The organism is Plantactinospora siamensis (assembly GCF_042434095.1).
In the GTDB taxonomy this organism is placed as follows: domain Bacteria; phylum Actinomycetota; class Actinomycetes; order Mycobacteriales; family Micromonosporaceae; genus KBS50.
On record NZ_JBHLUE010000017.1, the window covers coordinates 20,414 to 45,706 of the forward strand.

The following is a 25,293-nucleotide window of genomic DNA, read 5'->3' on the forward strand; positions in this document are numbered from 1 at the left end:
CCACCACGCCGGTCCTCCGCACCACGCCGGTCCTCCGCCGACGGCCGGTCCGACAACCACCGGACCGGCGCCCCCGCACATCCACGATCGAAGGGCTTGCCGTGTTTCGCCTCGCCGACGCCTGGACCTGGGACTTCTGGTTCGCCCAGCAGGATGACACCTACCACCTGTTCTTCCTGCGCGCCTCGCGGGCGCTGCTGGACCCCGATCGGCGGCACTGGCGGGCCGGTGTCGGCCACGCGATCTCCACCGACCTGCGCGAGTGGCGGCTGACCGCGGACGCCCTCGTCACCGCCGACCGGCCGGCCTTCGACGACGTCGCCACCTGGACCGGATCGGTGCTGCGGGGTCCGGACGGGCGGTGGCGGATGTTCTACACCGGCGCCGGCAGCGCGGAGCGTGGCCTGGTGCAGCGGATCGGCCTGGCCGTCTCGGACGACCTCACCGTCTGGCACCGCCACGCCGACGGTCCGGTGCTGGAGGCGGACGGCCGGTGGTACGAACGGCTCGGCGACTCCAGCTGGCCGGATCAGGCGTGGCGCGACCCGTGGGTGTTCCCGGATCCGGCCGGCGACGGCTGGCACATGCTGGTCACGGCGCGGGCCAACGAGGGCCCGGTGGACGATCGGGGGGTGATCGGGCACGCCCGCTCGGCCGACCTCGTGCGCTGGGAGGCGCAACCGCCGCTCACCCCGCCCGGATCCGGCTTCGGGCATCTGGAGGTGCCGCAGGTGGAGCTGGTGGAGGGCAGGGCGGTGCTGCTCTTCTCCTGCCTGCGTAACGAGCTGGCCGACCGGCGGCGCGCCCCCGGAGTGACCGGCGGTGTGTGGGCCGTGACGGGGGACTCGATGCTCGGCCCGTTCGACCCGGCCGACGCCGTACCGCTGACCGACCACGGCCTCTACAGTGGTCGGCTGATCCGTGATCCGGCGGGCCGGTGGGTGATGCTGGCCTTCCGCAACGACGACGGGGCGGGCGGCTTCGTCGGCGAGCTGAGCGACCCCATGCCGCTGACGCTGGACGCGACCGGGCGGCCCCGGCTGTCCGGCGGACAAGCTCCGGTCCGGCCGGCGCCCGACCGCGCCGACGCGTCGGTTGCGGCCCGTGGTGCTGGGCCGGTCCGCGACCCCGGCGGCGTGCCGGCTCCGGGCGGCGTGCCGGCTCCCGGCGGCCAGACCCGGCCGGTCGCCGATCCCGCTCCGGCCCCGGGCCGCTGATGTTCACCGTGCTCGGCGAGACGGTCGTCGACCTGCTGCCCGACGGACCGGACCGGTACGCGGCGCGCCCGGGCGGCAGCCCGCTGAACGTGGCCGTGGCGCTGGCCCGGCTCGGGCAGCCGGCCGCGCTGCTGGCCCGGCTGTCCGCGGGGCCGCTGGGCCGGCGGATCCGGGACCACGCGCTGGCCAACGGCGTCGACCTCGCCGGCTGTCCGGCCAGCTCCCGACCCGCCACCCTGGCGGTGGCCACCGTGGGCGCCACCGGCGCCGCCGATTACGACTTCTACCTGTCCGGCACGGCCGACTGGCACTGGCGGCCGGCCGAGCTGGCGGCGCTGCCGGACGGCACGGCCGTGCTGCACACCGGCTCGCTGACCGCGTTCCTCGGCGTCGGCGCCGACCTGGTGGCCGCGACCATGCGCCGGGCCGCCGAGGCCGGGGTGCTGGTCAGCTTCGACCCGAACGTCCGGCCGGCGGCGCTCGGCGACCCGGCCGCGACGCGTTCCCGGCTGGAGTGGCTCGCCGGGTACGCCCACCTGGTCAAGGCCAGCGACGAGGATCTGCGCTGGCTCTATCCGGACCTCGACCCCGGGGCGGCGGCGGACCGGCTCGGCGGGCTCGGCCCGGCCCTGGTGGTCGTCACCCTGGGCGGCGCCGGAGCGCTCGGCCGGACCCGTACCGTGGAACTGGTCCGACCGGCGCGGGCGGTGACCGTCGTCGACACCGTGGGCGCCGGCGACGCCTTCACGGCCGGGCTGCTCGCGGCGCTCGCCGCCCGCGGGCTGGCCGCGCCCGACCGGCTCGCCGACATCGCCCCCGCCGCCCTGGCCGAGGTGCTCGACCACGCCTGCCTGGTCGGGTCGCTCACCTGCGAACGGCCCGGCGCCGATCCGCCGTACGCGGCCGACCTCCGCCGTCGTGCGGAGGCCGACCTGGCGTGACCCACCGGCGGGCCGACCCGGCGTGACCCTCTCGACCTGACCCTCCCGGCGGGCCGACCGGGCGTGGCCGACCCGGGCCGGGAGGCCGTGGCCGCGATGTGCCGGACCCGGCGGCACGCTGGACGTACGGAGGTGGGAAGCCGGACCGTTGTGCCGATGGCCGGGCCGCCGACGTCGACGACAATCGACGCGACGTGGCTGGGGGGTCGCCTCGAGCCCGCCCGCGGTCGTGGAGGCGAGCGGATGGACGGTGCCTGGCGGGTATCCGGGTACACGCACGTGCGGGAGCTCGGGTCCGGCGCGTCCGGCCAGGTCATCCTGGCCGTGCACGACGGCACCGGCACGCCGGTTGCCATCAAGTATCTCGCCCCCCGGTTGGGCGGCGCCGGGGACTTCCTGGCCCGATTCCGGGACGAGGCCCGGCTGCTCGGCGAGGTCGACGACCCGCACGTGGCCCGGCTGTATGAGTACGTCGAGTCGGTCGCCGGCGCGGCCATCGTGATGGAGCTGGTCAACGGGGTCTCGCTGCGCCGGGTGCTGCACGAGCACGGGCCGACCGAGCCGGAGTCGGCGCTCTGCGTGCTGAAGGGCTCGCTGCTCGGCCTGGCCGCCGCGCACGAGCGCGGGGTGGTGCACCGGGACTACAAGCCGGAAAACGTGCTGGTCACCGCCGAGGGCGCGAGCAAGCTCGCCGACTTCGGCATCGCGCTGCCGGCCGGGGAGGGATCCGGCGCGCTGGTCACCGGCACCCCCCGGTACATGGCGCCGGAGCAGTGGACGGGCGAGCCGGCCAGCCCGGCCTGCGACATCTACGCGGCAACCGCGACCTTTTTCGAATGCCTGACCGGGCGGCCCCCGTACCCCGGGCGGGGCCTGCTGGAGCTGCGCGACCAGCACCTCAACGCGCCGATCCCCACCGACCCGGCGCTGGGCGCGGCCGCCGAGCTGGTACGCCGGGGGTTGGCCAAGCGGCCGGCGGACCGGCCGCAGCCGGCGAGCGCGTTCGTGGCGCTGCTCGACGCGGTGGCCGGCCGGGCGTACGGGCCGGACTGGGAGGAGCGCGGCTGGCGGCAGGTGGCCGAGCGGGCGGCCCTGCTGGCGGCGCTGTTCCCGTTCGCGGATCGGGCCGGTGGCGGAACGGCGCTGGCGGGCTCGGTCTTCGGCGCGGGCGCCGGCACCGCCGCGGCGGCCGGTCCGGCCGCCGACGGCGCGGGGGGACCGGGTCGGGGCCGGGGCCGGCGCATCCTCCTCATCGCCGGGGTCACCGCCCTGCTGCTGGCCGGCGGGGTGGGGGTCGGGTACGCGGCCCGGGACACCCCGGCCGCCCTGGTCGGCGGGCTGTCCGTCACGAGCACCCCCGGCGGGCCGGCCGGCGTCGGCCCGGCCGGGCCGACGTCCCTGACCGCCGACCCGGGCGGCTCGCCGTCGCCGACGCAGTCCGGCTCGGTCGCCGCGGCCGCCCCGCCGCCGACCCGCGCCGCCCGGCCGCCGGCCCGGACATCGAGCCCCACCCCGCGGACGTCCCCATCCACCAGCCCGCCGCCACCGCCGGACACCGTGGCGCCGGTCGTCCGCGGCGTGGACACCGACGTCACCGTGCTCGACCCGAAAGGCTGTCCGTACGGCGCCCGCACGGCCACCGTGACCGCCACCGCGACCGACGACCGGACCCCCGCCGGGAAGCTGCGGGTGAGCTTCGAGTACGTCCTGCAGGGGCAGTCCGCAACGGTCCGGATGGCGCCCGCCAGGCCGGACACCTTCACCGGCGTGCTGGGTGAGCTGGCCGCGCCGGGGAACACCACCCGCATCCCGATCCGGGTCACCGCGGAGGACGCCGCCGGGAACCGGTCCCCGGCTGCCGGCCCGGTGTACGTGACCCTTCAGTCGTACTGCACGCCCGGCTAGACCTCCCAGGTGGTGGACCAGATGACCCGACCGACCCTCGCCGACCTGGCCGCCGCCGGCGTGCGCCTCGACGCCGCAGCGATCGCCACCGTGGCCGACGACCTGGCCCGGCTGCTGGCCGCGCGGCACGAGACCGGCCGGCCGCACGGCGCGATCGGCGCCCGGACCGTGTGCCTGACCGACGACGGTACGGCCGTACCGGTCGATCCGGCACGGGCCGACGACCTGATCTCCCCGCGAGCGGGCTACCCCGCGGACCGGCGCGGCTGGGCGGACCTGCTCCGGACGTTGCTGGACCGGTCCGGGACGACCGACGTGGCCGGCGCGTTCCTACAGGGCTGCGCGGCCATCGGCGAGCGCGATCTGACGGCGGCCCGCCGGGCGCTGGCGGCCGGGGCGCCCGTCATGGGGGTACGGCTGCCGGACCGGGCGGCGCTGGTGGCGGCGCTCGACGCGTACCGGGGGACGGGACCCGACCCGACCGCCTCGACGGTCGCGCTACGAGCCGGGGACGGGTCCACGGACGCCGGGCCGACGGTCGCGCTGCGCGGTGAGGGCGGGTCCACGGACGCCGGGCCGACGGTCGCGCTGCGAGCCGGGGGCGGGTCCACGGACGCCGGGCCGACGGTCGCGCTGCGAGCCGGGGGCGGGTCCACGGACGCCGGGCCGACGGTCGCGCTGCGAGCCGATCTTGTGCATGGGGCGCCGGTGGTTGCCTCGCCCGTCGATCGGGTGCGCGCGGACTCCGCGTCGACGGTTGCGCTGCGCGGCGGCGTCGGGTCGGTGGATGCGGGGTCGACGGTGGCGCTGCCCACGGGCGTCGGGTCGGTGGATGCGCGGTCGACGGCGGCGCTGCCCACCGGCGTCGGGTCTGCGGATGGGTCGTCGACGGTCGCGCTGCCCGTCGACATCGTGCCCACCGAGCCGGTGCCGACGTGGATGCCGTCCGGCGAGGCGCAGTGGACCGACGCCGTACCGTCGGAATTCACCCCGACCGTGGCGCTGCCGGCGGGTTCGACCGCGGTGGGGGAGTCGCCGGCCGACTCCACCGCGACCGTGGCGCTGCCGGCCGGGCGCACTCCCAGCGCGTGGCCGTCCGCGCCCAGCGCGCCCCCGTCGGGGCTCGGCGCGCCCCCGTCGGGGCTCGGCGCGCCCCCGTCCGCGCCCAATGCGCGCCCGTCCGCGCTCCCGTCTCCGCCCAGCGGGTGGCCGTCCGTCGTCAGCGCGCGGTCCGACGCTGCGATCGGCGCGGGGTCCGACGCCACGGTCAGCGCGCGGTCCGACGCTGCGATCGGCGCGGGGTCCGACGCCACGGTCAGCGCGTGGTCCGAGGCCGCGGCGGGGCGTCCGGGCGCGGGCTCGGCCACCGGGCGCCCGGGGCCGGTCGGCTCGGGCCTGAGCGGTCGGTGGGGTGAGTCGACCGGGCCGGTGACGGCCGGGCCGGGGATGGGCGGCCAGACCGGGCCCGCCACGACGCCGGCCCGGGCCGTCCCGACGGCGGGCCGGGCCGTCCCTGCGCCGGGTCGGCCAGCCACGTCGCCGGGCTGGCCGGATGGGATCGCGGCCGGCGGTGCGCCGATGCCGGGCGGCGATCCGGCCGGGACGGAGATTCGGTTCGGACCCGGCGTGCCGGCCCCGGCTGTACCGGGCTGGCGGAAGCCGGCGCCGGCCGCCCGCCGCAGGGCGCCGGCGCGGATCGTCGCCTCGGTGCTGTCCACGGTGCTGACCCTGGCGCTGGTCGTGATCGTCGGGCTGTACCTGTGGGAACGGATCCAGCCGCTGGAGGTCGACTCCGCGACGGTGGCCGTGCCGGCACCGCCCGGGGACCGCTGCGGCGTCGTCGTGGACGTGGTCGGCACGGTGCGGACCAACGGAAACGCCGGCACGCTGCGCTACCAGTGGCTGCGCTCCGGCGCCGAACCCAGCGCCGTACTCACCGAGCACCTTGCCCGGGGGCAGCGGACGGCGACCCTGCACCTGCGGTGGACGTTCGACGGCGTCGGCGCCGCGACCGAGACGGCCACGCTGAACATCACCGAGCCCACGCCGGCGCAGGCGTCCACCACCTTCCGGTACGTCTGCCGCGGCTGACCGCCGCGCCGCGGGTCACTGGCGGCGGCCCGACCCCGATTGAGCGGCGCGGCCCGGTCACCGCCGTCTGCGCCGGCCTGGTCACGCCGGCTGCGCGGCCCGGCTGCGCGGCCCGGCCAGTGCCCGGCTGCGCGGCCCGGCTGCGCGGTCCGGCCAGCGCCCGGCTGCGCGGTCCGGCCGGTGCCCGGCTGCGCGGCCCGGCCGGTGCCCGGCTGCGCGGCCCGGCCGGTGCCCGGCTGCGCGGCCCGGCCGGTGCCCGGCCGCGCCGGTCCAGTTTGCAGCTCAGCAGCCTGACCCGGCCCCGGTTGGAAGAGGCCCGCGGCCAGGCTCGGTTGGGTCGCGGTCAGTCGGAGACGGCCATCTCGCCCAGTTCGGACCAGTCGTCCTGCGGGATCGAGAAGTTGACGACCCGGGGCGTCTCGGTCAGGTGCGGCGGCAGGTCCCGCTGGGCCTGCCGGAAGTGGTCCGACTGCACGTGCGCCCCGCCGGCCTCGCCGTCGCGGAAGGCCTCGACCAGGACGTACTCGGTGGGGTCCTCGACGCTGCGGGACCAGTCGAACCACAGGCAGCCCGGTTCGGCGCGGGTGGCCCGGGTGAACTCGCCGGCGATCTCCGGCCACCGGTCGGCGTCCTCGGGGCGTACCCGGAACTTGGCGGTAATGAAGATCATCTCATTCTCCCGGCTGCCGTACGGCGGACGTCCCGACGCGATCCTAGAGCGCGCGCTCCGCCGCGGCCCGCTGGCCGAACGTCCGTGGCGGCAGATTTTGGCCCGAAACCGTCCGAATCAGAACGGTTTCGGTCCAAGATCTCCGGGAGAGGCGCCCACCTGATGGTCGACGCCGTCGGGGTCCGGTGTCGATCGTCTAGCTTGCGTTGTCATGGCGCGATACACGCACGGGCACCACGAGTCGGTGCTGCGCTCGCACCGGTGGCGGACCGCTGAGAACTCCGCGGGCTACCTGCTGCCGGTCCTGCGGCGCGGCATGACCGTGCTGGACGTCGGTTGCGGGCCCGCCACCATCACCGCCGACCTGGCCCGGCTGGTCGCCGGGCCGGCGGGCCCGGCCACCGATCCAACGAGCGCCGGCGCCGATTCCGGCCGTGGCGCCGATGCGGCGGATGCCGGCGTCGATTCCGGCCGTGGCGCCGATGCGGCGGACGGCGGTGCCGATTCCGGCCGTGGCGCCGGCCGGGCGGACGGCGGGGTCGGGCCGGCGGGTCGTGGCCGGGTGACCGCGCTGGAGCTTACGCCGGAAGCCCTGGCCACCGGGAGCGCGGAGGTGGCGGCGAGCGGCCTGGGCAACGTCGACCTGCTGGTGGCCGACGCGCACGCGCTGCCGTTCCCGGACGACCGGTTCGACGTGGTGCACGCCCACCAGGTTCTCCAGCACGTGGCCGATCCGGTACGGATGCTGACCGAACTGCGCCGGGTGTGCCGGCCCGGCGGTCACGTCGCGGTGCGGGACAGCGATTACGCGGCGTTCGCCTGGCATCCCCGGCTGCCGGAGCTGGACGACTGGCTGGCGCTGTACCGGCGGTTGGCCCGGGCCAACGGCGGCGAGCCGGACGCCGGGCGGCGGCTGCTGTCCTGGGCCCAGCAGGCCGGCTTCACCGAGGTGACCGCGACGTCGAGCACCTGGTGCTTCGCCACGCCCGCGGACCGCGCCTGGTGGGGCGGCATGTGGGCGGACCGGGTGACCCGGTCCGCGGTGGCCGATCAGGCGCGCGCGGCCGGTGTGACCGACCGGGAGTTGCGGCGGCTCGCCGACGGGTGGCGGGCCTGGGCGGACAGCGACGACGGCTGGTTGTCCGTCCTGCACGGCGAGGTGCTGGCCCGGCCGTGACGGCCGCCGGCCGCCCGCGCCGTGCCGCTCGCCCGAGCCGTGACGGCCGCCGCCGGCCCGCCCGGGTCGTGCCGGCCGCCGCCCGCGCGGCCACGACGGCGGCCGGGTGGCCGCGGCCGGATCGCGCCGGACGGGCCGGCGGTAGCGGCCGGCCCGGTGACCGCGACCGGGCCGGCGCGGACGGCGGAGCCGTCGGCAGCGGCCGGGTCGCGGCGGCCGGGGTCAGTCGTTCCGTTCCTTCTCCTCGCGCTCCTTTTCGGCCCGGGACTGGGCCAGGTCCAGGGCCAGCACGGAGGCGAGGATCAGCAGATGGTCCTCGCCCTCGGCCACGTCCACGGCGTACGTGTCGCGGATCGTGAACCACCGCTTGGACACCGTGGCCACCGTCCGGCCGCCGCGCTCGACCGTGTATTCGTGGTCCAGCAGGTCGCCGCGCAGTTCGAGGTCGTCCGGGCCGGGCACGTCGACCGTGTACCGGTCCCGGAACGGTGTGATGAGCTTCTTGCGCATGTCGGCGGCCTTCTCGCCGCCGATGCTGATCGCGTAGGTCCGGCGCAGCGCCACGAGCCGCCGGTGCACCGAGGCCACCTCGCGGCCCTGGGCGTCCTCGATGACCAGCCGGTCGCGGAGGGTGAGTACCTTGCCGTCCACGTGATAGACCCGCCGGCCCGACTCGTCGGTGATGTCGAAGTCGTTGCCGATGTCGAAGATGCGTTCCCGGATGAGATACATGCCGTCGATCCTGCTCCCGTCTGGCCGCCCGTCAGCGGGCGGCATCTCCGTCAGCGGACGGTGTCCTCGTCAGCGGGCGGTGTCCTCCCGCTCGGCGATGACCGTGTGGGCGAGCGCGCTGGCCAGGCCGATGCCCACGAGCGCGAAGGCGACCTGGATGCCGAGCAGCACCCAGTCCCAGCTCAGCCGCCACCAGTGCGCCGGGTGGTCGTTGTCGAGCCCGAACCGGTGCGCGACGTACGAGCCGAGCGCCGCCGCTCCGATGCCGATCAGCACGGTCAGGATCGCGCCGATGCGCTGCCGGCCGGGCAGCAGCACCCGGGCGAGCACGCCGATCACGATCCCGATGAGCACCGCGCTGAGGTAGCCGGTGATCTCCACATCCGCTCCCTTCGCCGCCGCCTGATCCCCAGCATGCCCTGCCCGGTCCAGCCCGGCCGCACGCGCCGGAACGGTAGCGTGCCGGCCGCCGCGATGGAAGGGGCCCGGGCCGGCGCGGTCGGCGGCGCGTCCGGCCCGGGGGCGAAGGTCCGGGCTCGTCAGCCCCGGCCGTGCTCGTCGACCCGTCCGGGTCGGCCGAGGAAGATCGGGTTCGTCAGGGCCACCATCGTGTCCGGCGTGGTCTGCGTGGGCTGGGCCCGCCGTACCTCCGCGCGGACGTACCGGGAATTGCGCGGGGTGGTCACCCAGGTGAAGGTGCCCGGTCCGTCGGCCGGCAGCGTGGTCTGGGTCCGCTGGCCCTGGTCGGTGATCAGCCGTACCGTGCAGCCGGGCGCGCCCGAGACGGTGAGCGTGACGGTGACCGCGGCGTCCTCGGCCACCTCCAACCGGTCGCCGATGCCGGCGCGACGCGTCCCGGCGGCGGCGGTGAGGGTCAGGTCCACCGCGGCCGACTCGGCGATCCACAGCCGGCCGGCCCGCACCCCGGCCAGGATCGAGCGCCGGTCCAGATCGTCGGCCAGCACGACGTTCTGCGGGAGTCCGATGACCTGCGGCTCGCTGTGCGCGTCGCTGTCACCCACCGCCGGCAGCCACCGGCCGGTACGCGCGCCGGCGACCAGCAGGTTGTCCCAGCTCGCCACGACCGCCTCGTCGTCGGCCGTCCACGGGCCGTTCCACACCTCCACGGCGTCCATCCCGGCGTAGCCGAACTTCCAGCCGCAGGCCACGCAGGTGGCCAACGGGTGGGCGGCCACGGCCAGCCCGCCGACCCGGTGGATCTCGTTGACGAACCGCACCAGGCCGCCGTCCGCGGCTCGGTACCGCCAGTCGATCCAGGTCCCGGCCGGCAACCCGAGCGCCGTGTAGTGGCCGTTGCGGGTGGTGATCTCCTCACCGTCGATGATGAGCAGGTCCGGGCCGGCGTACTCGCCCCAGATCAGCGACGCGCTCGGCGTGTTGTGCTCGGTGGAGACGATGTAGTCGAGCTTCGCGGCGCGCGCCCCGGCGGCCACCTCGGCCGGAGTGCGGCGGCCGTCGGAATGCACGGTGTGCAGGTGCATGTCGCCGCGGTACCAGGCCCGGCCGCGGCCGGCGGCACGCTGCGGGGCCGGCTTCGGCACGAACGGCGCCCCGGCCGGACCGAACTCCAGGGTGACGGTCACCGTCCAGTTGAGACCCTGCGGCGCGACCTTGTACGGGCCGACGATGATGTGCCAGGTGCCGGGCTCGATGGGACCGGGCAGGTAGCCGGGGGTGGCGTCCGAGGCGCTGATCGTGAAGTTGTCCCGGAAACCGCCCGACCAGCCGCGGAAGCCCCGGGCGTTGCCGAGGTCGTACCCGCTGGCGTCGAAGATGCCGATGTCCAGCGCGTTGCCGTCGTACCCGGCCGGCGGGGTCGGCCGGTCGTAGGAGTACCGCACGCTGATCCGGCTCACCCCGCGGGGCACCCGTACCGGGATGTACACCCAGTCCGGCGCGCCGTACGGGATGGTCCCGGTCAGGGTCTGCGTCTGGGCGCCGGCGTCTGCCTGGGCGAAGCTCATCGGCTCCAGCACCACCGCGGCGCCGGCGGCGGTCACGGCGGTCAGCAGCAGCCGACGGCGGTCCAGCTCGGTCATCGTGTCGCTTCCTTCCCCCGGGCGAACGTTCGCGGCTCAGCCTCGACCGCCGGGGTGGCCGCCGGCTGGCCGGCGGGCGACGGTCCGATGACATCACCCGCGGTGGCGACTCCGCCGCGGCAGTCCGGGAGGTTCGACGGCCCCGGCTGTTACCGCAATCGCCACCTGCCGGGCACCGGCAGGAGCCGATCGGTGCACCGGGCCGGGCTTACGGTTCGGCGGCATCCAGATCCAGATCGAAGGGCACGGTTATGTACTCCATCAAACGGGCCTTCGCGGCCGCCGCCACGGTCCTGGCCACGGCCGTCGGCGCGGGCGCCACGCTGACCGGCGGGAGCGTGCTGGCCAGCGGCGGCGACGACCGTCGGCATGATGGCGCCTACACGGTCGCGCTGTTCGGCGACATGCCGTACGGCGCCGCCGGCAAGGTGGAATATCCCCGCCTGCTGGCCGACGTCAACCGGTCACACGTCGCGTTCTCCATCTTCGACGGTGACCTCAAGGCCGGCGGCGACGGCGCCTGCACCGACGACCTCTACACCCGGTCGCGGGACTGGTTCAATTCGCTGCACAGCCCGCTCATCGTCACGCCGGGGGACAACGACTGGACCGACTGCTGGGGCCGGTACGGTCCGGGCACCGGCGGCTACGACCCGCTGGAGCGGTTGGACCACGAGCGCTCGGTGTTCTACCCGACCGACCAGAGCCTCGGCCGGCGCACCCTGACCGTGCGGCGGGAGAGCGCCGAGCCCGGGTACGAGAAGTATCGGGAGAACGCGCGCTGGACCGCCGGCCCGGTGCTGTACGTGACGCTGAACGTCCAGGGCTCCAACGACAACCTGCCGCACGCGGGCGTGGACGGTGAGACCCGGTCGGCGGAGGAGATCGCCCGGATGGCCGCCGAGCACGCCGATCGGGAGCGCGCCAACATCCACTGGCTGTCCGAGTCGTACGCCGAGGCGGCCGCCCGGGGCCTGAAGGGTGTGGTGGTCACCTGGCAGGCGGACCCGAACTTCAACAACGAGCAGCACCTGCGGCCGGAGCAGTACGACGGGTTGACCGCGATCGCCGCGGAGCTGCGCCGGCAGGTGATCGCCTTCCCCGGCCAGTCCGTGCTGGTGCACGGCGACAGCCACTACTACAAGGTCGACAAGCCGCTCAACTTCGACAACGGCCAGGTGGTCACGAGGTTCACCCGGGTCGAGACGTTCGGCTCGGCGAACACGCACTGGGTGGCCGCCACGGTCGATCCGCGCGACCCGAACCTGTTCGAGTTCAGCCCGCGGATCGTGGCCGGCAACGTCAACGACCGCTGAGGATTGCGCGCCGCCGGCGGGGGACAGGGATCAGCCCTGCCCCCGCCGTACTCAGAACAGGTCGAAGTGGAACACCTCGAAGGCGGCGCCGTACCGTCCGCCGATCCGAGCCCCCGCGGGCCGGCTGACCCCCTCCAGGAACTCCTCCGGGTCGAAGTCGCCGGCGCCGAGCCCCCGCAGGTACGCGTCGTGCGCCCGCAGCGAGTCCACGCCGAGCCCGAAGGTGTCCGTGACGTCGACGCCGTGCCGCGAGTCGGGCGAGCCGGCCGCCCAGACCTGCTTGACCCCGCCCCACCGCTCCAGGTCGCCGTCCAGCTGCTCGGGAAACACCCACCGGTTGCCGGCGTCCCGGACCGCGTCCAGCACCGCCCGGCCGGTGGCGATGTGGTCGGCCTGGTTGAGCGCCACGGCGCCGTCCCAGGTGTCCCGGAAGTTGTTGGTGATCACGATGTCGGGCCGGTGCCGGCGGACCGCCGCGGCAATGTCCCGGCGCAGCGGGATGCCGTATTCGAGCACGCCGTCCGGATGCCCGAGGAACTCGACCTCGGCCACCCCGACCACGGCCGCCGAGGCGCGCTGCTCGGCCTCCCGGACGGTCCTGGTCTGCTCCGGGGGCATCCCGTCGATGCCGGCCTCGCCGCTGGTGACCAGGCAGTAGACGACGTGCTTGCCCTGGGCCGTCCAGCGGGCGATCGCGGCCGCGGCGCCGAACTCCAGGTCGTCGGGGTGGGCCACCACCGCGAGCGCGCGTTGCCAGTCCTCGCTGACCGGCTCGAGTGGCGCCGGTTGCTGGGTCTCGGACATTCGACCTCCGGTCAGGGTCGCTGCTGCGGTGGGGGCGCCGTGCTGGCCCGGACCACCAGCTCGGTGGGGAGCGTGACCTGCCGTGGTCGGGCGGCGCCGCCGGTGCGGGCGGCGGCGATGGCCGCGGTGAGCGCGGCGGCGGCCGCGTGCCCCTTGGCCTCCAGGTCCTGCCGCACGGTGGTCAGTCCCGGGCGCATCCGGTGCGCCAGCGGGTTGTCGTCGAAGCCGACCACGGACAGGTCGGCCGGCACCCGCAGGCCGAGGTCCTCGGCCACGTGCACGACGCCCTGCGCGATCGCGTCGGAGAAGCAGAGCACCGCGGTGGGCCGGTCCGGCCGGTCCAGCAGCACCCGGGCCGCGTCGTACGCCTCCTCGACCTGGCAGTGGTGCTGGCGGATGATCCGCGGCCGCACCCCGGCGGCGGCCAGCGCCCCGGTCCAGCCCAGCAGTCGCTGCGTGGAGACGTGCGCGTCCCCGGCCGGCGGGTCGGCGTCGGTGAGCAGCACGCCGTGCGGGCCGGTCAGGCTCAGCGTGATGATGCCGATGTCGCGGTGGCCCAGTTCGAGCAGGTGCCGGGCCGCGGCGCGGGCCCCGGCCCGGTCGTCGACATTCACACTCGACACGTCGGGCGCCGGATTCTGGTCCACGTAGACCAGCGGGATCCGCCGCCGCCGCAGCACATCGAGGGCGGGCAGCTCGGGGGTGCACGAGTAGACGAGCGCGCCGTCCATGGCCACGTCCCGGGCCGGCGCCACGTCCTCGCGGTAGCCCTCGGGTAGCAGCGTGAGGGCCAGGCCGGTGGGGGCCAGCTCGTCCACGATCGCCCCGAGGAAGTTCGTGGCCACCTCGTCGGTGAACGCGTACCGCAGGGTTCCGGTGAGCAGCACCCCGACGGTGCCGGTGGTGCCGCGGGCCAGCGCCCGGGCGGCGGCGTCCGGGCCGCCGTAACCGAGTTCGGTCGCGGCGGCCAGGATCCGTTCGCGCAGCGCCGTGGACAGCTGGTCGGGTTTCGAGAACGCGTTGGACACCGTCATGCGGCTCACGCCGACATGATCGGCGATGGTCTGCAGCGTCACCCGACCCACCGGCGTCACCCCACTCGTGTCCGTGGTGATGACGCTACCTCGCCTCAGCGGGCGAGCGTGCACTCGGCCGGCTCGACCGCCCGGGCGGCGCGGTGCAGCAGGTCGGCGAGCGCCGTCCGCGCCTGCCGGCTGGTCGTGCCGCGCGGGCTCTGCTCCCGGTACGGCAGGACCGGCGCCTCGGGGCGGGCGCTGAGGATCTCCCGCTTGGCGGCCTGGACCGAGATGATCATTGCGAGTTCGCCGGGCATCGGACTCTCCTCCGTGTCGTTGCCTCTTGACCGGTACAGTAACCACTTCGTCTGTACCGGTCAAGTGAATAGGGCATTGTGGCCGGGCGGGTGAGGCGTTAGGAAGGGTCCCCGGTACATCGGAAAGCGATAACAGGGGGCCCTTCCTTGCGCGGGCTCCGGAGGAGGAGAACGGATGCTCGTCGACGGGACGCTGGCGGAGGTGCGCGACTACCGCCCCGACCGGACCGAGCCGGCGGACTTCGACCGGTTCTGGACGCAGACCCTGGACGCCTCCCGGGAGGCCGCCTGGCCGGCCCGGTTCGAGCCGTACCCGGCGGGGCTGGCCACCGTCCAGGTGTTCGACGTCACCTTCGCCGGATACGCCGGGCAGCCGGTCCGGGCCTGGTTGCTGCTGCCCCGCGCCGGCGCCGAGCGGCTGCCGTGTGTGGTCGAGTACATCGGGTACGGCAACGGCCGGGGGCTGCCGCACGACTGGCTGTTCTGGAGCGCCGCCGGCTACGCCAACCTGGTGATGGACACCCGGGGGCAGGGCGGGCACGGCGCGCTGCCCGGCGACACGGCGGATCCCGACGGGCCCGGGACGCCGCAGGGGAGGGGCTTCCTCACCCGCGGCGTCGAGGACCCGGCCGGCTACTACTACCGGCGGGTCTTCACCGATGCCGTCCGCGCCGTGACGGTGGCCCGGGAGCACCCCCGGATCGATCCGGACCGGGTGCTGGTGGCGGGGGCCAGCCAGGGCGGCGGCATCACGATCGCGGTGGCGGGCCTGGTCGACGGGCTGGCAGCGGCGCTGCCGGACGTGCCGTTCCTGTGCCACTACCGGCGGGCGCCGGAGATCACCGACGAGCACCCGTACGCGGAGCTGACCGAGTTCCTGCACGCCCGGCGCGACTCGACGCACCGGGTGTTCGAGACGCTGGACTACTTCGACGGGGTCAACTTCGCGGCCCGGATGAGCGCGCCCGCGCTGTTCTCGGTGGCCATGATGGACGCCGTCTGCCCACCGTCGACGGTGTTCGCCGCGTACAACCACTGCGCCAGCCCGGACCGGGAGATCACCGTCTGGCCGTACAACGGCCACGAGGGCGGCGCCGCGTTCCAGCGCCGCGAGCAGCTGCGCTGGCTGGCCGACCGGGTGCCCGCGAAGACGTCGGGGTAGCGGCCGGGCGGCCGTGCGTGCCGGTGGAGCGGCCGGGCCGCCCGCGAGGGTGCCGGTGGGGCGCCGGGCGGGTGCCAGGGGAACGGCCGGCGCGCGGCGGGTGCCAGGGGAGCGGCCGGCGCGCGCGGTCGCGGGGCGCACCCCGGGGGTCTCAGGGGAGCGGCCGGGTGATCCCGCGGGCGTGGTCGGCGACGGCCGCGGCGGTCACCGTGGCCTCGATGGGCAGCACCTCCAGGCAGCGCCGCACGGCGATCGCCATGAGCGCGTTCGGCACTCGCATGGAGAGCGTGCAGTGCGGCACCCACCGGTCCGGGCGGTAGACGTCGGCCACCGGCACCCCGGCGCCGACCAGCCGGTCGTACACGGCCCGCTGGTGCGCCAGCAGCTCGCCGGTGGGCGCGGGCCCGAGCCAGAGGACCCGGCCGACGAACTGCCCGGCGTGCTGGAACGACAGCCCCAGCGGCGCCGCCACGGTGGTCCCGGCCAGCGCCTCGGCCACCCGGGCGGCGTCCAGCTCGGGCGCCACGGCCAGCGACACGTGCGGCCGGTGTCGTTGCTCCAGCAGCGACCGGAGGCTCTGCACCCCCTCGGCCTCGAGCGCGTCCCAGAGGGCCCGGATCCGCCGGGTGGCGTCGGTGTCCAGGTACAACTCCAGTGCCGCGACCATCGACCCAGCGTACGGTCCGGCCCGCGCCGCCCATGATCCCGGCCGCCGGGTTGTCGGCGGCGGCGTACCCGCTGCGGCCGGCGCCGGCGTGCCCGCTGCGGCCCGGCGGCGGCGTGCCCTTCGGCGGTGCGGCGGCGTTTAGCCCGATCGGGTGGCGGTAACCGAGTACCAGGAAACCGGACCGGCCCGCGGGCCGAAGGAGGAGACACGTGGACGTGCGCGACCTGCTGATCGAGGCGTTCGACCGGCTGCCGGACCTGGTCCGGTCGGCGGTCGACGGGCTCTCCGCCGACCAGCTGCGCTGGACGCCGGGGCCGGGCGCCAACTCCGTCGGTTGGCTCGTCTGGCACCTCACCCGGGTGCAGGACAGCCACCTCGCGGAGCTGCTCGACGCCGACCAGGTCTGGGTGTCCGGCGACCGGGCCGCCGGGTTCGGGCTGGACCCGGATCCGCGCAACACCGGGTACGGGCACACGAGCGAGCAGGTCGCGGCCGTGGCGCCGCGCGACCCGCAGGTCCTGATCGACTATCACCGGGCGGTCACCGAGCGCACCCTGGAATACCTGCGCGGGTTGCAGCCGGCCGACCTCGACCGGGTGGTCGACGAGAACTGGGATCCCCCGGTGACCCTGGGCGTGCGGCTGGTCAGCGTGCTGGAGGACGACTTCCAGCACGTCGGCCAGGCCGCGTACGTCCGCGGGCTGGCCGAGCGGGCGTGACCGCCGCGCCCAGCCTCCCGCCGGACCGGGCGCCGACCGCGGCGCCGGAACCGGTCGCCGCCCACCTGGACGCGGTGCTGCTCGCGCTGCTGGCCATGCAGCGGCAGTCCTGGGAGCAGGGAGTGGCCGCGCAGGCGCTGCTCGACCTCGGGCGGACCGACCTCGCCCTGCTGCTGGCGGACGCGGCCGCCACCCGGCAGGCCGCCGACGGCCGGCTGGGCGAGGTGTCGGACGACATCGGCGCGGTCAACGGGGCCGCCTGCGCCGAGTCGGTCTTCCGGGCCGCCGAGCTGACCGGCGAGCGGCGCTGGACCACGGCCTTCGACCGGCAGCTCGGCTGGCTGGTGGAGCGCGGCCCGCGAGCCGACGACGGCACCCTCTACCACCTGGTCACCGGGCGTCAGGTGTGGGCCGACACGATCTGGATGGTGCTGCCGCCGCTGGTCCTCGCCGGCCGGGCCGACCTGGCGCTCGAGCAGGTGGCGGGGCACCGGCGCCGGCTCTGCGACGAGCGGACCGGCCTGTACGCGGCGCGCTGGGACGACGACCGGGCCGAGCTGGTCCTCGGCGCGCACTGGGGCACCGGCAACGGTTGGGTGGTCGGCGGCATCGCCCGGGCCCTGCGCCTGGGCCGGGATTGGCCGCCCGGCGGCCGCGACGAGCTGGCCGCGCACGCCCGTGGCGTGCTGGACGCCTGCCTCGGGCACCGCGGCGACGACGGGCTGTTCACCGACATCCTGGACGATCCGACCAGCTTCCCGGAGACGAACGTCGCGCAGATGCTGGCGTACGCGTCGCTCACCGGGGCGGCCGACGGCTGGCTGCCGCCGACGTACGCGGAGCTGGGCCGCGACCTGCTCGCGGCGGCCGAGCGGCGGGTGGACGCCCGCGGGTTGGTGACGGGGGCCTGCGGCGCGCCGGACTTCACCCGGGCCGGCACCTCGGCCGAGGCCCAGGCGTTCCACCTGCTCGCGCACGCCGCGGCCGGCCACCGGTCCAACCGGCTGACCGCGGCGCGGCCGGGCCGCCCGGGCGGCGCCGGGCGCGGGGCACCGTCCGGTTAGGACCCGCCACTACCATGTGCCGGTACGGGCGGCCGCCCGCGCCCGTACCCGGAGATTCTGGAGGCCCTCGTGACCGTGCCGTCCCGTCCCGACCAGGTGCCCGGCGTGGCGGCGGGCCGGCTGGACACCTCGGTCATGCACCCCGCCCGGCGGTACAACTACTGGCTCGGTGGCAAGGACAACTTCGCGGCCGACCGGGAGTCCGGCGACCAGATCGCCGCCGTCTACCCGGCGATCCGGACAGTCGCCCGGGAGAACCGCGCCTTCCTGCGCCGCGCCGTCCGGTTCCTCGCCGCCGAGGCGGGCATCCGGCAGTTCCTCGACATCGGCACCGGGATCCCCACGGCCGACAACACGCACGAGGTGGCCCAGGCCGTCGCGCCCGACTCCCGCATCGTGTACGTGGACAACGACCCGATGGTGCTGGTGCACGCCCGCGCGCTGCTGACCAGCTCGGTCGCGGGCGCCACCGCGTACCTCGACGCGGACCTGCGCGACCCGGACCGGATCCTGGCCGATCCTGAGCTGCGCCGGATCCTCGACCTGTCCCGGCCGGTGGCGCTGATGCTGATCGCCGTCCTGCACTTCCTCGGCGACGACGACGGCCCGTACGACGTGGTGGCCCGGCTCGTCGACGCGCTGCCGTCCGGCAGCTACCTCGCGCTGACCCACTTCACCACCGACTTCCTCGCGGCCGACGTCACCGAGCGGGCGTCCACGCAGTTCGCCGGCGGGCGCCGGCCGGACGGCAACCCGCGGAGCCGGGCCGAGATCGAGCGGTTCCTCGGCGGCCTGGCGCCGGTCGAGCCCGGGGTCGTGCCGGCCAGCGAGTGGCGGCCGGAGGTCCCGGCGGATCAGCTGCCGCCGCTGCACGAGGCGTCGATCTACGGGGTCGTGGCCCGCAAGCCCTGACGCCGGCGCGGGCCACGACCGCCCGCAGGCGTCAGGCGATGTCCATCAGCGTGGTGCGGCCGGCCCGCAGCGCCGCGCCGGGAGTGTCGTCGAAGGCGTAATCGAGTTCGTTCCGCACCTCCACGACCCCGCTCACCTGGGCCGCCAGCCGGCCCGCGATCTCGACCGAGGTCGCCCGGTCCAGCCGGCCCACCAGCCGGACCACGCCGTCGTTGACGGTGACCTCCACCATGCCGTCCTCCACGGCCAGCACCCGGCGCAGGACCTCGTCCACCACCTCGTGCCGGATGTCGGCGTCGGGCCGCAGGTGGACCCGCAGCAGGTCGCCGCGGGACACGATGCCGACCAGCCGGCCCACGTCGTCGACCACGGGGAGCCGCTTGACCCGTTCCCCGCTCATCCGCCGGGCCGCCGCCACCACCGAGGCCCGGGCCAGGACGGTCACGGCCGGCGCGGTCATCAGATCGGCCGCCACCAGCCCGTCCGCCTTGACCCGCGCGGTGCGCCGCCGGTTGCCCTCGAAGACCCGCCACTCGTGCGGCTCACCGATGAGCTCGACCTTGTGCAGCAGGTCCGCCTCGGAGACCACGCCGAGGACCCGCCGCTCGTCGTCCACCACCGGCGCCGCGCTGACGTGCCGGCTCGCGAGCAGGTCGACGATCCGCCGGTACGGGGTGTCCGCCCGCACCGTCGCCACGTCGCCGCTCATGACGTCCTGTACCCGCCATCTGCGCATGACGGACTCCTTTCCGCACCCGGTCGTGGCCGTCAGGCCCGGCTGAGCGCGACCTTGAGGGCCCCGGAGCGCGCGGGGTCGGCGAAGGTCTCGTACGCCTCCGCCATCGCGTCCAGCGGGAACCGATGGGTGATGAGGTCGCCGACCTCGAGTTGACCACCGGCGAGCATTCGCAGCAGGGTCGGCGTGGAGCTGGTGTCCACCAGCCCGGTGGTGATGGTGACGTTGCGGATCCAGAGGTCCTCCAGGTGCAACGTAGCCGGCTTGCCGTGCACGCCGATGTTCGCGAGGTGCCCACCGGGGCGGATCAGCGTGGCGCACAGCTCGAAGCTGGCCGGCGTGCCGACCGCCTCGATCACCACGTCCGCGCCCAGCCCGCCGGTGAGCCGGCCGATCGCCGCGAGCGGGTCCTGGTCCGGCTTCAGCGTGAGGTCCGCGCCGGCCCGCTTCGCCGCCTCGAGCCGGCTGTCGGCCCGGTCGATCGCCACGATGTGCCCGGGGGAGAAGAGCCGGGCGGTGCGGATCGCGGCCAGGCCGATCGGTCCGGTGCCCACCACGGCCACCGTGTCGCCCGGGCGCACCCGGCCGTTCAGCACCCCCACCTCGTACGAGGTGGGCAGGATGTCGGCCAGCAGCACTGCCGCCTCGTCACTGACGCCCGCCGGCAGGAGGTACGTGGACAGGTCCGCGAACGGGATCCTGGCGTACTCGGCCTGCACGCCGTTCACCAGGTGGCCGAGGATCCAGCCACCACCGCCGCGGCACTGGCCGTAGCTGCCCTCCCGGCAGTAGCGGCAGCGGCCGCACGCGGAGATGCAGGAGGCGAGCACCCGGTCGCCCGGGGCGACCGTGGTGACGGCCGGCCCGACGGCGGTCACCGTGCCGACGGCCTCGTGCCCGAGGACGCGGCCGGGGGCGACCGTCGGGACGTCACCGCCCAGGATGTGCAGGTCGGTTCCGCAGATGGTCACCGTGTCCACCCGGATGATCGCGTCGGTGGGGTCGACGATGGCCGGATCCGGAACCTCGGCCCAGGATCGCTGTCCCGGTCCGCCGTAGACGAGAGCCTTCATGGTTGGCCTCCTCGGGTCGGTCCGCTCCGTCCCTCCCATCCCACCCCCGCCCCGCCCGCGAGGTCAGGGCCATACGTCCCGCAAGGAAGGGCCCCTTCTTATCGCTTTCGGTAGAGGAAGGGCCCCCTGTTAACGACGCCCGCACCGCGCGCCCGCACCGCCCGCACCGCGCGCACCGCGCGCCCGCACCGCGCGCCCGCACCGCGCGGGCGGTGCCGCCGGGCGGTGCCGGGCCGTTAAGAAGGGCCCCTTCCTATACGAAAAACGATAAGAAGGGGCCCTTCCTTGCGGGCTGGCCGGGCGCTAACGGACGACGGCCGCCGAGCCGCCGCCGCGGCGGACCGGTTCGGCCGCGGCGAGCAGCCGGCCGTGGCCGAGGAACTCGATGCCGGTGGCCGCGCCGATCTCCGGCGTGCTCGTGAAGGCGTGCCCCAGCGCGGCCAGCGCCCGGCCCTGCGCCGAGTCGATGAAGGCCGGTTCCGCGCTCACCGTTGCGGTGTTGCGCTGGCTGGCACGGGGCGCGGCGATGGCCGCCGGCAGGTCCAGCCCGAGATCGAGCCGGCCCAGCAGGATCTGCAGCACCGTCGTGATGATCGTCGAGCCGCCCGGCGAGCCCACCGCGAGGAACGGCCGGCCGTCCCGGAGCACGATCGTGGGGGAGATGGAGCTGCGCGGCCGCTTGCCCGGGCCGGGCAGGTTGGGGTCCGGCGCGTCGCCCTGGGTGGGCGTGAAGTTGAAGTCGGTCAGCTCGTTGTTGAGCAGGAACCCGCGCCCGGGCACCACCATGGCGTTGCCGCCGGTCTGCTCGATCGTGAGCGTGCACTCGACCACGTTGCCCCACCGGTCGGCCACGGTGAGGTTGGTGGTGTGCTGTTCGTTGCCCCCGAACGCGCCGCCGGAGACGGTCGGGCAGCCGCCGTACGAGCCGTCCGGCACGCCCGGGGCCACCGGCTTGGGCAGCGCCCGGGTCGGATCGATCGCGCAGGCCCGCTCGCCCGCGAAACCGTCGCTGAGCAGTTGGTTGAGCAGCGGACGCGGGGTGTCGTCACCGACGTACCGGTTGCGGTCCGCGAACGCCAGCGCGCTGGCCTCCAGATACCGGTGCAGCGCCTGGGTGGCGTCCAGGTGGCGCAGGTCGGAGCGTTCGAGGATGTTCAGCGCCTCGCCGACCGTGCTGCCGCCGCTGGACGGCGTGGCCATCCCGTACACGTCCAAGCCGCGGTAGTCGACGTGGGTCGGCGCCGGCCGCCGGACCCGGTAGTCGGCCAGGTCGCGCGCCGTGAGGGCGCCGGGCCGGATCGGGTACGCCCACCCGGGCGCCGGGTCCGCGGCCACCGGCGGGTGCTGGACGGTACGCACCACGTCCCGGCCGATGTCCCCACGGTAGAACGCGTCCGTGCCCCGCCGGGCGATTTCGGCGTACGTCCGGGCCAGGTCGGGGTTGCGGAACGTCGAGCCCACGGCCGGCGGCTGGCCGCCGGGCAGGTAGAGCGCGCGGGTCGAGGTGAACTGGCCGAAGTCGGCCGCGTTGTCGGCCACCTGGCTCCGGAACGTCTCATCCACCGTGAAGCCGCGGGACGCCACGCCGATGGCCGGTTGCAGCGACCGGCCGAGCGAGCGGGTGCCCCAGCGGCGCAGCGCCTCCTGCCAGGTGGCCAGCGTGCCGGGCGTCCCGACGGACAGCCCGCTGACCCGCGCCTCGTTGAAGCTGTACGCCTTCCCGGTGGCCGGGTCGACGAACAGCTTGTCGGTGGCGGTGGCCGGCGCGGCCTCCCGACCATCCAGCGTGGACACCCGGTGGCTGCGGGCGTCGTAGTACACGAAGAAGCCGCCCCCGCCGATGCCGGAGGAGAAGGGTTCGGTCACGCCCAGGGTGGCCGCCGCGGCCACGGCCGCGTCGACCGCGTTGCCGCCCCGGCGCAGCACCTCCAGCCCGGAGCGGGTGGCGTCCAGGTCCACCGTGGCCACCGCCCCGCCGTGCCCGACGGCCGTGGCCTGTTTCTGCACGGCGCCGGTGGCCGCGCGGTCGGCCCGCGCCGCGCCCGCCGTGCCGGCACGCGTCGCGTTCGCGGCGCCTCCGCCTGCGGCGCCGGCGCGGCCGGTGACCGCCGGGCCGGCGACGGCCGCCGTGGGGGCGGCCACGAGGGCGCAGACCGTGAGTGTGACGAGCGAGAATCCCCGCCGTTTCCGCATCGAGGCCTCCGAGGGGTGATCGATGTCCTTGCCCCTGCCTACCGCCGCCGGCCGGCGGGCACAAATCGAGCGGCGGAGGGCGCCGGCCTTGGCGCTCGGGCCGTCGCGGGGGTGTCAGCGCAGGTGCCGAGGGTGCGGTCGGGCGGTGACCGGCCGCCCCGATGGCGGGAAACGGACCTACTCGCCGATCGGGCCGCCGGCGAGTTCGGTGACGATGTCGAGGTGTCCGAGGTGCCGGGCGTACTCCTGCAGGAGGTGGAACAACACCCGTTCCAGCGGAGGCGGTTCCGCCCCCTCCCATCTCGGGCCGGGAACCCCGACGGTCGCCAGGTCGGTGCCGGCGATCACGCTTGCGGTGTGTACGCCCTGCGCCCGCAGCGCCGTCACCAGGGTGTCGCGGGTCTCGTCGGGCGCCACGTGCCACCGGTCCCCGCGCTGGTCTCCCCACGGCTCCGCCACCTCCCGGCCCTGGAATCCCCACTCGATCCAGCGCAACTCGACGTGGCGCAGATGCTTGATCAGCTCAAGCGGGGTCCATCCCGAGGGAAGCCTGCTCCGGCGCAGCTCGTCCTCGGGCAGCGCCGCCACCTTCGCCAGCACCATCTCCCGGAAGTGGTCGAGGTAGCGCAGGAAGACCTCGGCTCGTCCCGCTGCCGGAACCGTCGGTTCAGGGAACTCCATCGTCATCCCGGCATTGTCCGTCACCGCCGCCGCGCGCCGGCTTCCCGCGTTTCGAGAACGGCTTGGACGCCGCTTGCGCGCGTCGGGCACAGTCGGGTCGTGGCAAACTCCAGCACCGTACGCCATCGCACCCTCGACGAGATCATGGCGGGCCTGCCCCTCGTGCGGTGCTCCCCGCGCGGTGTCGGCACCCTCGAGCTGGCCGTCCGCCGGCCCGCCGTCGACGCCCGGGAGGTGCTGGCCCGGGCCGAGCTGGACCCCGACGCGGGGCTGGTCGGCGACACCTGGCGCCAGCGGTCCAGCTCACGAACGGCCGACCGGTCGCCGCACCCCGACATGCAGCTGAACGTCATCAACTCCCGCTTCATCGAGCTGATCGCCGGTCCCGACCGGGACGCCTGGGCGCTGGCCGGTGACCAGCTCTACCTCGATCTCGACCTGAGCGTCGACGCCCTGCCGGCGGGTTCCCGCCTGGCCATCGGCGACCGGGCCGTGATCGAGGTGACCGATCAGCCGCACACCGGCTGCGCCAAGTTCGCCGCCCGGTTCGGGCGCGACGCCCACAAACTCGTCTGGACCGACGAGGCCAAGCGGCTGCGCCTGCGCGGCCTCAACGCGAGGGTGATCGTCGGCGCGACGATCACGCCGGGCGACACCGTACGGCAGCTCCCCGCCGACGGCCTCCGCTGACGACGCCGGCCCGGGTCCCAGCGGTCAGGTGACGAGGTCGGGTTCGCGGTCGAGGCAATCCGAGGTGCGCGTTCGGCGTTGCCGCGACAGCCGGTACAGCGGGGTGAGCGCCATGCCGGCCGCGAAGGCCCAGCCGTGATGGTCGCCGATCCCGATCAGCACCGCCGCGGCGAGCACCGCGACCCCGATCAGCGCGAGGTCGGCCCGGCGCGGCCAGCGGCCGCGGGCGAACTGGTAGAGCCACCCACCGATCACGATGACTGCCACGGCCGCGATCCAGCTCGTGAGGTTGGTGAGGGTGATCGCGGCGAGGAAGTAGCCGACGAACATCAGCGAGACCGCCGGCGCGGGCGCCCCCAGCGCGACGGCCATCGCGAACAGCGCCGCCACGCCGAGGATGGCGACCGAGGTGCCGCCGCCAGGCGGTTCCAGCCAGTAGCCGGTGGCCTGCCCGACGACGCCGCCCACGACATAGCCGACGAGCCACCACCGCGGGCCCAGCACGCGCTCGGCGCCGACGCCGATGACCGCGAGGAACACCATGTTGCTGACGAACTGCGCGGTCCCCGAGACGCCGGGCGAGGCCATCTGGGTGAGCAGCGGCGAGAACAGGCGCCACCAGTGCGACCAGGCGAGGCCGTTCGGATCTCGCTCCAGCGCCGGTCCCCAACCCCGCACCGTCCACTGCAGCAGCTCCGCGACCGCGGTCAGCCCAAGAACGATGGCGGTGACGATCGGGAATCGGCGCTGCCTCATGCGATCAGCGTATGGAGGGCCGCCGCCGCCCCGGTACGACAAGTGTCATGGAATTCCCGAGCCGTCGCCGCGGCGCGGCCAACTGCGGACGTGGTGACCGGCTCGGGCGCTGGGTACCGTGACCGACCTCGGACGAGGGGGTCCCGGATGGCCGACGACGTGCTCACCGGTCCGCGCATCGAGCTGGATCGGGACGCCTGCTGCAGCTCCGGCAACTGCGTCGGGGCCGCGCCGGAGGTGTTCGACCAGGACGAGGCGGACGGCCTGGTGATGCTGCGCATCCAGCGTCCGCCGGCCGACCTCACCCCCGGCGTCCGCCGGGCTGCCCAGCTGTGCCCTTCCGGGGCCATCCGGCTCGTCGAGCCGGCCTGATCGAGCGTCGGGACCGGCCCAG

General features: G+C 75.3%; 25 protein-coding genes. 12 read left to right on the forward strand and 13 right to left on the reverse strand.

Annotated elements, in window-relative coordinates; genetic code table 11:
- The first annotated feature begins 101 nt into the window (after positions 1 to 101).
- The 4 genes from ACFFHU_RS20585 to ACFFHU_RS20600 all read left to right on the forward strand — a co-directional run bounded on the left by ACFFHU_RS20585 (position 102) and on the right by ACFFHU_RS20600 (position 6,154).
- Positions 102 to 1,217: a glycoside hydrolase family protein gene (locus tag ACFFHU_RS20585; protein WP_377341293.1), complete on the forward strand. Its 1,116-nt coding sequence runs from the start codon at positions 102 to 104 to the stop codon at positions 1,215 to 1,217.
- Positions 1,217 to 2,158 (forward strand): carbohydrate kinase family protein, encoded by a 942-nt coding sequence (locus ACFFHU_RS20590; protein ID WP_377341294.1) that lies wholly within the window; start codon positions 1,217 to 1,219, stop codon positions 2,156 to 2,158. The genes ACFFHU_RS20585 and ACFFHU_RS20590 overlap by 1 nt, the downstream gene beginning before the upstream one ends.
- 243 nt (positions 2,159 to 2,401) lie before the next feature.
- Positions 2,402 to 4,063 (forward strand): serine/threonine-protein kinase, encoded by a 1,662-nt coding sequence (locus ACFFHU_RS20595; protein WP_377341296.1) that lies wholly within the window; start codon positions 2,402 to 2,404, stop codon positions 4,061 to 4,063.
- 21 nt (positions 4,064 to 4,084) lie between these two features.
- The gene (locus ACFFHU_RS20600) at positions 4,085 to 6,154 is read left to right on the forward strand and encodes a hypothetical protein (protein WP_377341298.1); all 2,070 of its coding nucleotides are present in this window, start codon (positions 4,085 to 4,087) and stop codon (positions 6,152 to 6,154) included.
- A gap of 343 nt (positions 6,155 to 6,497) precedes the next feature.
- Here ACFFHU_RS20600 and ACFFHU_RS20605 read toward each other — a convergent pair whose 3' ends face one another.
- Complete coding sequence (locus ACFFHU_RS20605) at positions 6,498 to 6,824, reverse strand: putative quinol monooxygenase (protein WP_377341300.1); 327 nt, start codon at positions 6,822 to 6,824, stop codon at positions 6,498 to 6,500.
- A 211-nt stretch (positions 6,825 to 7,035) separates the two neighbouring features.
- Between ACFFHU_RS20605 and ACFFHU_RS20610 the strand changes: the two genes are divergently transcribed.
- On the forward strand, positions 7,036 to 8,001 hold the full coding sequence (locus ACFFHU_RS20610; protein ID WP_377341302.1) for a methyltransferase domain-containing protein: 966 nt from the start codon (positions 7,036 to 7,038) through the stop codon (positions 7,999 to 8,001).
- 222 nt (positions 8,002 to 8,223) lie between these two features.
- On the opposite strand, the gene ACFFHU_RS20615 is transcribed toward ACFFHU_RS20610, so the two are convergent.
- The 3 genes from ACFFHU_RS20615 to ACFFHU_RS20625 all read right to left on the reverse strand — a co-directional run bounded on the left by ACFFHU_RS20615 (position 8,224) and on the right by ACFFHU_RS20625 (position 10,793).
- Complete coding sequence (locus tag ACFFHU_RS20615; protein WP_377341303.1) at positions 8,224 to 8,733, reverse strand: LURP-one-related/scramblase family protein; 510 nt, start codon at positions 8,731 to 8,733, stop codon at positions 8,224 to 8,226.
- A gap of 69 nt (positions 8,734 to 8,802) precedes the next feature.
- A complete protein-coding gene (locus tag ACFFHU_RS20620; RefSeq protein ID WP_377341305.1) occupies positions 8,803 to 9,114 on the reverse strand; it encodes a GlsB/YeaQ/YmgE family stress response membrane protein in 312 nt (103 codons plus the stop codon).
- 158 nt (positions 9,115 to 9,272) lie between these two features.
- Entirely contained in the window at positions 9,273 to 10,793 is a 1,521-nt protein-coding gene (locus tag ACFFHU_RS20625; RefSeq protein ID WP_377341306.1) for a CehA/McbA family metallohydrolase, read from the reverse strand.
- Between the two features lie 251 nt (positions 10,794 to 11,044).
- Here ACFFHU_RS20625 and ACFFHU_RS20630 point away from each other — a divergent pair, with 251 nt between their 5' ends.
- Entirely contained in the window at positions 11,045 to 12,109 is a 1,065-nt protein-coding gene (locus ACFFHU_RS20630; RefSeq protein ID WP_377341307.1) for a hypothetical protein, read from the forward strand.
- 51 nt (positions 12,110 to 12,160) lie between these two features.
- Here the strand turns inward: ACFFHU_RS20630 and ACFFHU_RS20635 are convergent, their stop codons facing one another.
- Genes ACFFHU_RS20635 through ACFFHU_RS20645 form a run of 3 tightly spaced genes read right to left on the reverse strand, consistent with a single transcriptional unit; the run spans position 12,161 to position 14,246 of the window.
- On the reverse strand, positions 12,161 to 12,913 hold the full coding sequence (locus ACFFHU_RS20635; RefSeq protein ID WP_377341309.1) for a PIG-L deacetylase family protein: 753 nt from the start codon (positions 12,911 to 12,913) through the stop codon (positions 12,161 to 12,163).
- An 11-nt stretch (positions 12,914 to 12,924) separates the two neighbouring features.
- Positions 12,925 to 14,007: a LacI family DNA-binding transcriptional regulator gene (locus ACFFHU_RS20640; RefSeq protein WP_377341311.1), complete on the reverse strand. Its 1,083-nt coding sequence runs from the start codon at positions 14,005 to 14,007 to the stop codon at positions 12,925 to 12,927.
- Between the two features lie 35 nt (positions 14,008 to 14,042).
- Positions 14,043 to 14,246 (reverse strand): hypothetical protein, encoded by a 204-nt coding sequence (locus ACFFHU_RS20645; protein WP_377341313.1) that lies wholly within the window; start codon positions 14,244 to 14,246, stop codon positions 14,043 to 14,045.
- A 175-nt stretch (positions 14,247 to 14,421) separates the two neighbouring features.
- On the opposite strand from ACFFHU_RS20645, the gene ACFFHU_RS20650 reads away from it, so the two are divergent.
- Positions 14,422 to 15,408, forward strand: a complete 987-nt coding sequence (locus tag ACFFHU_RS20650; protein ID WP_377341315.1) for an acetylxylan esterase — start codon at positions 14,422 to 14,424, stop codon at positions 15,406 to 15,408.
- A 151-nt stretch (positions 15,409 to 15,559) separates the two neighbouring features.
- On the opposite strand, the gene ACFFHU_RS20655 is transcribed toward ACFFHU_RS20650, so the two are convergent.
- A complete protein-coding gene (locus ACFFHU_RS20655; RefSeq protein ID WP_377341317.1) occupies positions 15,560 to 16,075 on the reverse strand; it encodes a 2'-5' RNA ligase family protein in 516 nt (171 codons plus the stop codon).
- A gap of 209 nt (positions 16,076 to 16,284) precedes the next feature.
- Between ACFFHU_RS20655 and ACFFHU_RS20660 the strand changes: the two genes are divergently transcribed.
- The 3 genes from ACFFHU_RS20660 (at position 16,285) to ACFFHU_RS20670 (ending at position 18,770) form a co-directional block, all read left to right on the forward strand.
- Positions 16,285 to 16,794: a mycothiol transferase gene (locus ACFFHU_RS20660; protein WP_377341319.1), complete on the forward strand. Its 510-nt coding sequence runs from the start codon at positions 16,285 to 16,287 to the stop codon at positions 16,792 to 16,794.
- Entirely contained in the window at positions 16,791 to 17,858 is a 1,068-nt protein-coding gene (locus ACFFHU_RS20665; RefSeq protein WP_377341321.1) for a glycoside hydrolase family 88 protein, read from the forward strand. Before ACFFHU_RS20660 ends, ACFFHU_RS20665 begins: the two co-directional genes overlap by 4 nt.
- A 69-nt stretch (positions 17,859 to 17,927) precedes the next feature.
- Positions 17,928 to 18,770: an SAM-dependent methyltransferase gene (locus ACFFHU_RS20670; RefSeq protein WP_377341322.1), complete on the forward strand. Its 843-nt coding sequence runs from the start codon at positions 17,928 to 17,930 to the stop codon at positions 18,768 to 18,770.
- A gap of 31 nt (positions 18,771 to 18,801) precedes the next feature.
- On the opposite strand, the gene ACFFHU_RS20675 is transcribed toward ACFFHU_RS20670, so the two are convergent.
- From ACFFHU_RS20675 to ACFFHU_RS20690, 4 genes are all read right to left on the reverse strand, one after another.
- A complete protein-coding gene (locus ACFFHU_RS20675; RefSeq protein ID WP_377341324.1) occupies positions 18,802 to 19,506 on the reverse strand; it encodes a CBS domain-containing protein in 705 nt (234 codons plus the stop codon).
- Between the two features lie 32 nt (positions 19,507 to 19,538).
- On the reverse strand, positions 19,539 to 20,579 hold the full coding sequence (locus ACFFHU_RS20680) for a zinc-dependent alcohol dehydrogenase family protein (protein ID WP_377341325.1): 1,041 nt from the start codon (positions 20,577 to 20,579) through the stop codon (positions 19,539 to 19,541).
- A 303-nt stretch (positions 20,580 to 20,882) separates the two neighbouring features.
- Complete coding sequence (ggt, locus tag ACFFHU_RS20685) at positions 20,883 to 22,772, reverse strand: gamma-glutamyltransferase (RefSeq protein ID WP_377341327.1); 1,890 nt, start codon at positions 22,770 to 22,772, stop codon at positions 20,883 to 20,885.
- A 177-nt stretch (positions 22,773 to 22,949) separates the two neighbouring features.
- The gene (locus ACFFHU_RS20690) at positions 22,950 to 23,459 is read right to left on the reverse strand and encodes a DinB family protein (RefSeq protein WP_377341328.1); all 510 of its coding nucleotides are present in this window, start codon (positions 23,457 to 23,459) and stop codon (positions 22,950 to 22,952) included.
- Positions 23,460 to 23,552: 93 nt separating this feature from the next.
- On the opposite strand from ACFFHU_RS20690, the gene ACFFHU_RS20695 reads away from it, so the two are divergent.
- On the forward strand, positions 23,553 to 24,143 hold the full coding sequence (locus ACFFHU_RS20695; RefSeq protein ID WP_377341330.1) for an MOSC domain-containing protein: 591 nt from the start codon (positions 23,553 to 23,555) through the stop codon (positions 24,141 to 24,143).
- A gap of 24 nt (positions 24,144 to 24,167) precedes the next feature.
- Here the strand turns inward: ACFFHU_RS20695 and ACFFHU_RS20700 are convergent, their stop codons facing one another.
- Positions 24,168 to 24,899, reverse strand: a complete 732-nt coding sequence (locus ACFFHU_RS20700; protein ID WP_377341332.1) for a hypothetical protein — start codon at positions 24,897 to 24,899, stop codon at positions 24,168 to 24,170.
- A gap of 147 nt (positions 24,900 to 25,046) precedes the next feature.
- Between ACFFHU_RS20700 and ACFFHU_RS20705 the strand changes: the two genes are divergently transcribed.
- The gene (locus tag ACFFHU_RS20705; RefSeq protein ID WP_377341334.1) at positions 25,047 to 25,271 is read left to right on the forward strand and encodes a ferredoxin; all 225 of its coding nucleotides are present in this window, start codon (positions 25,047 to 25,049) and stop codon (positions 25,269 to 25,271) included.
- Positions 25,272 to 25,293: the final 22 nt, after the last annotated feature.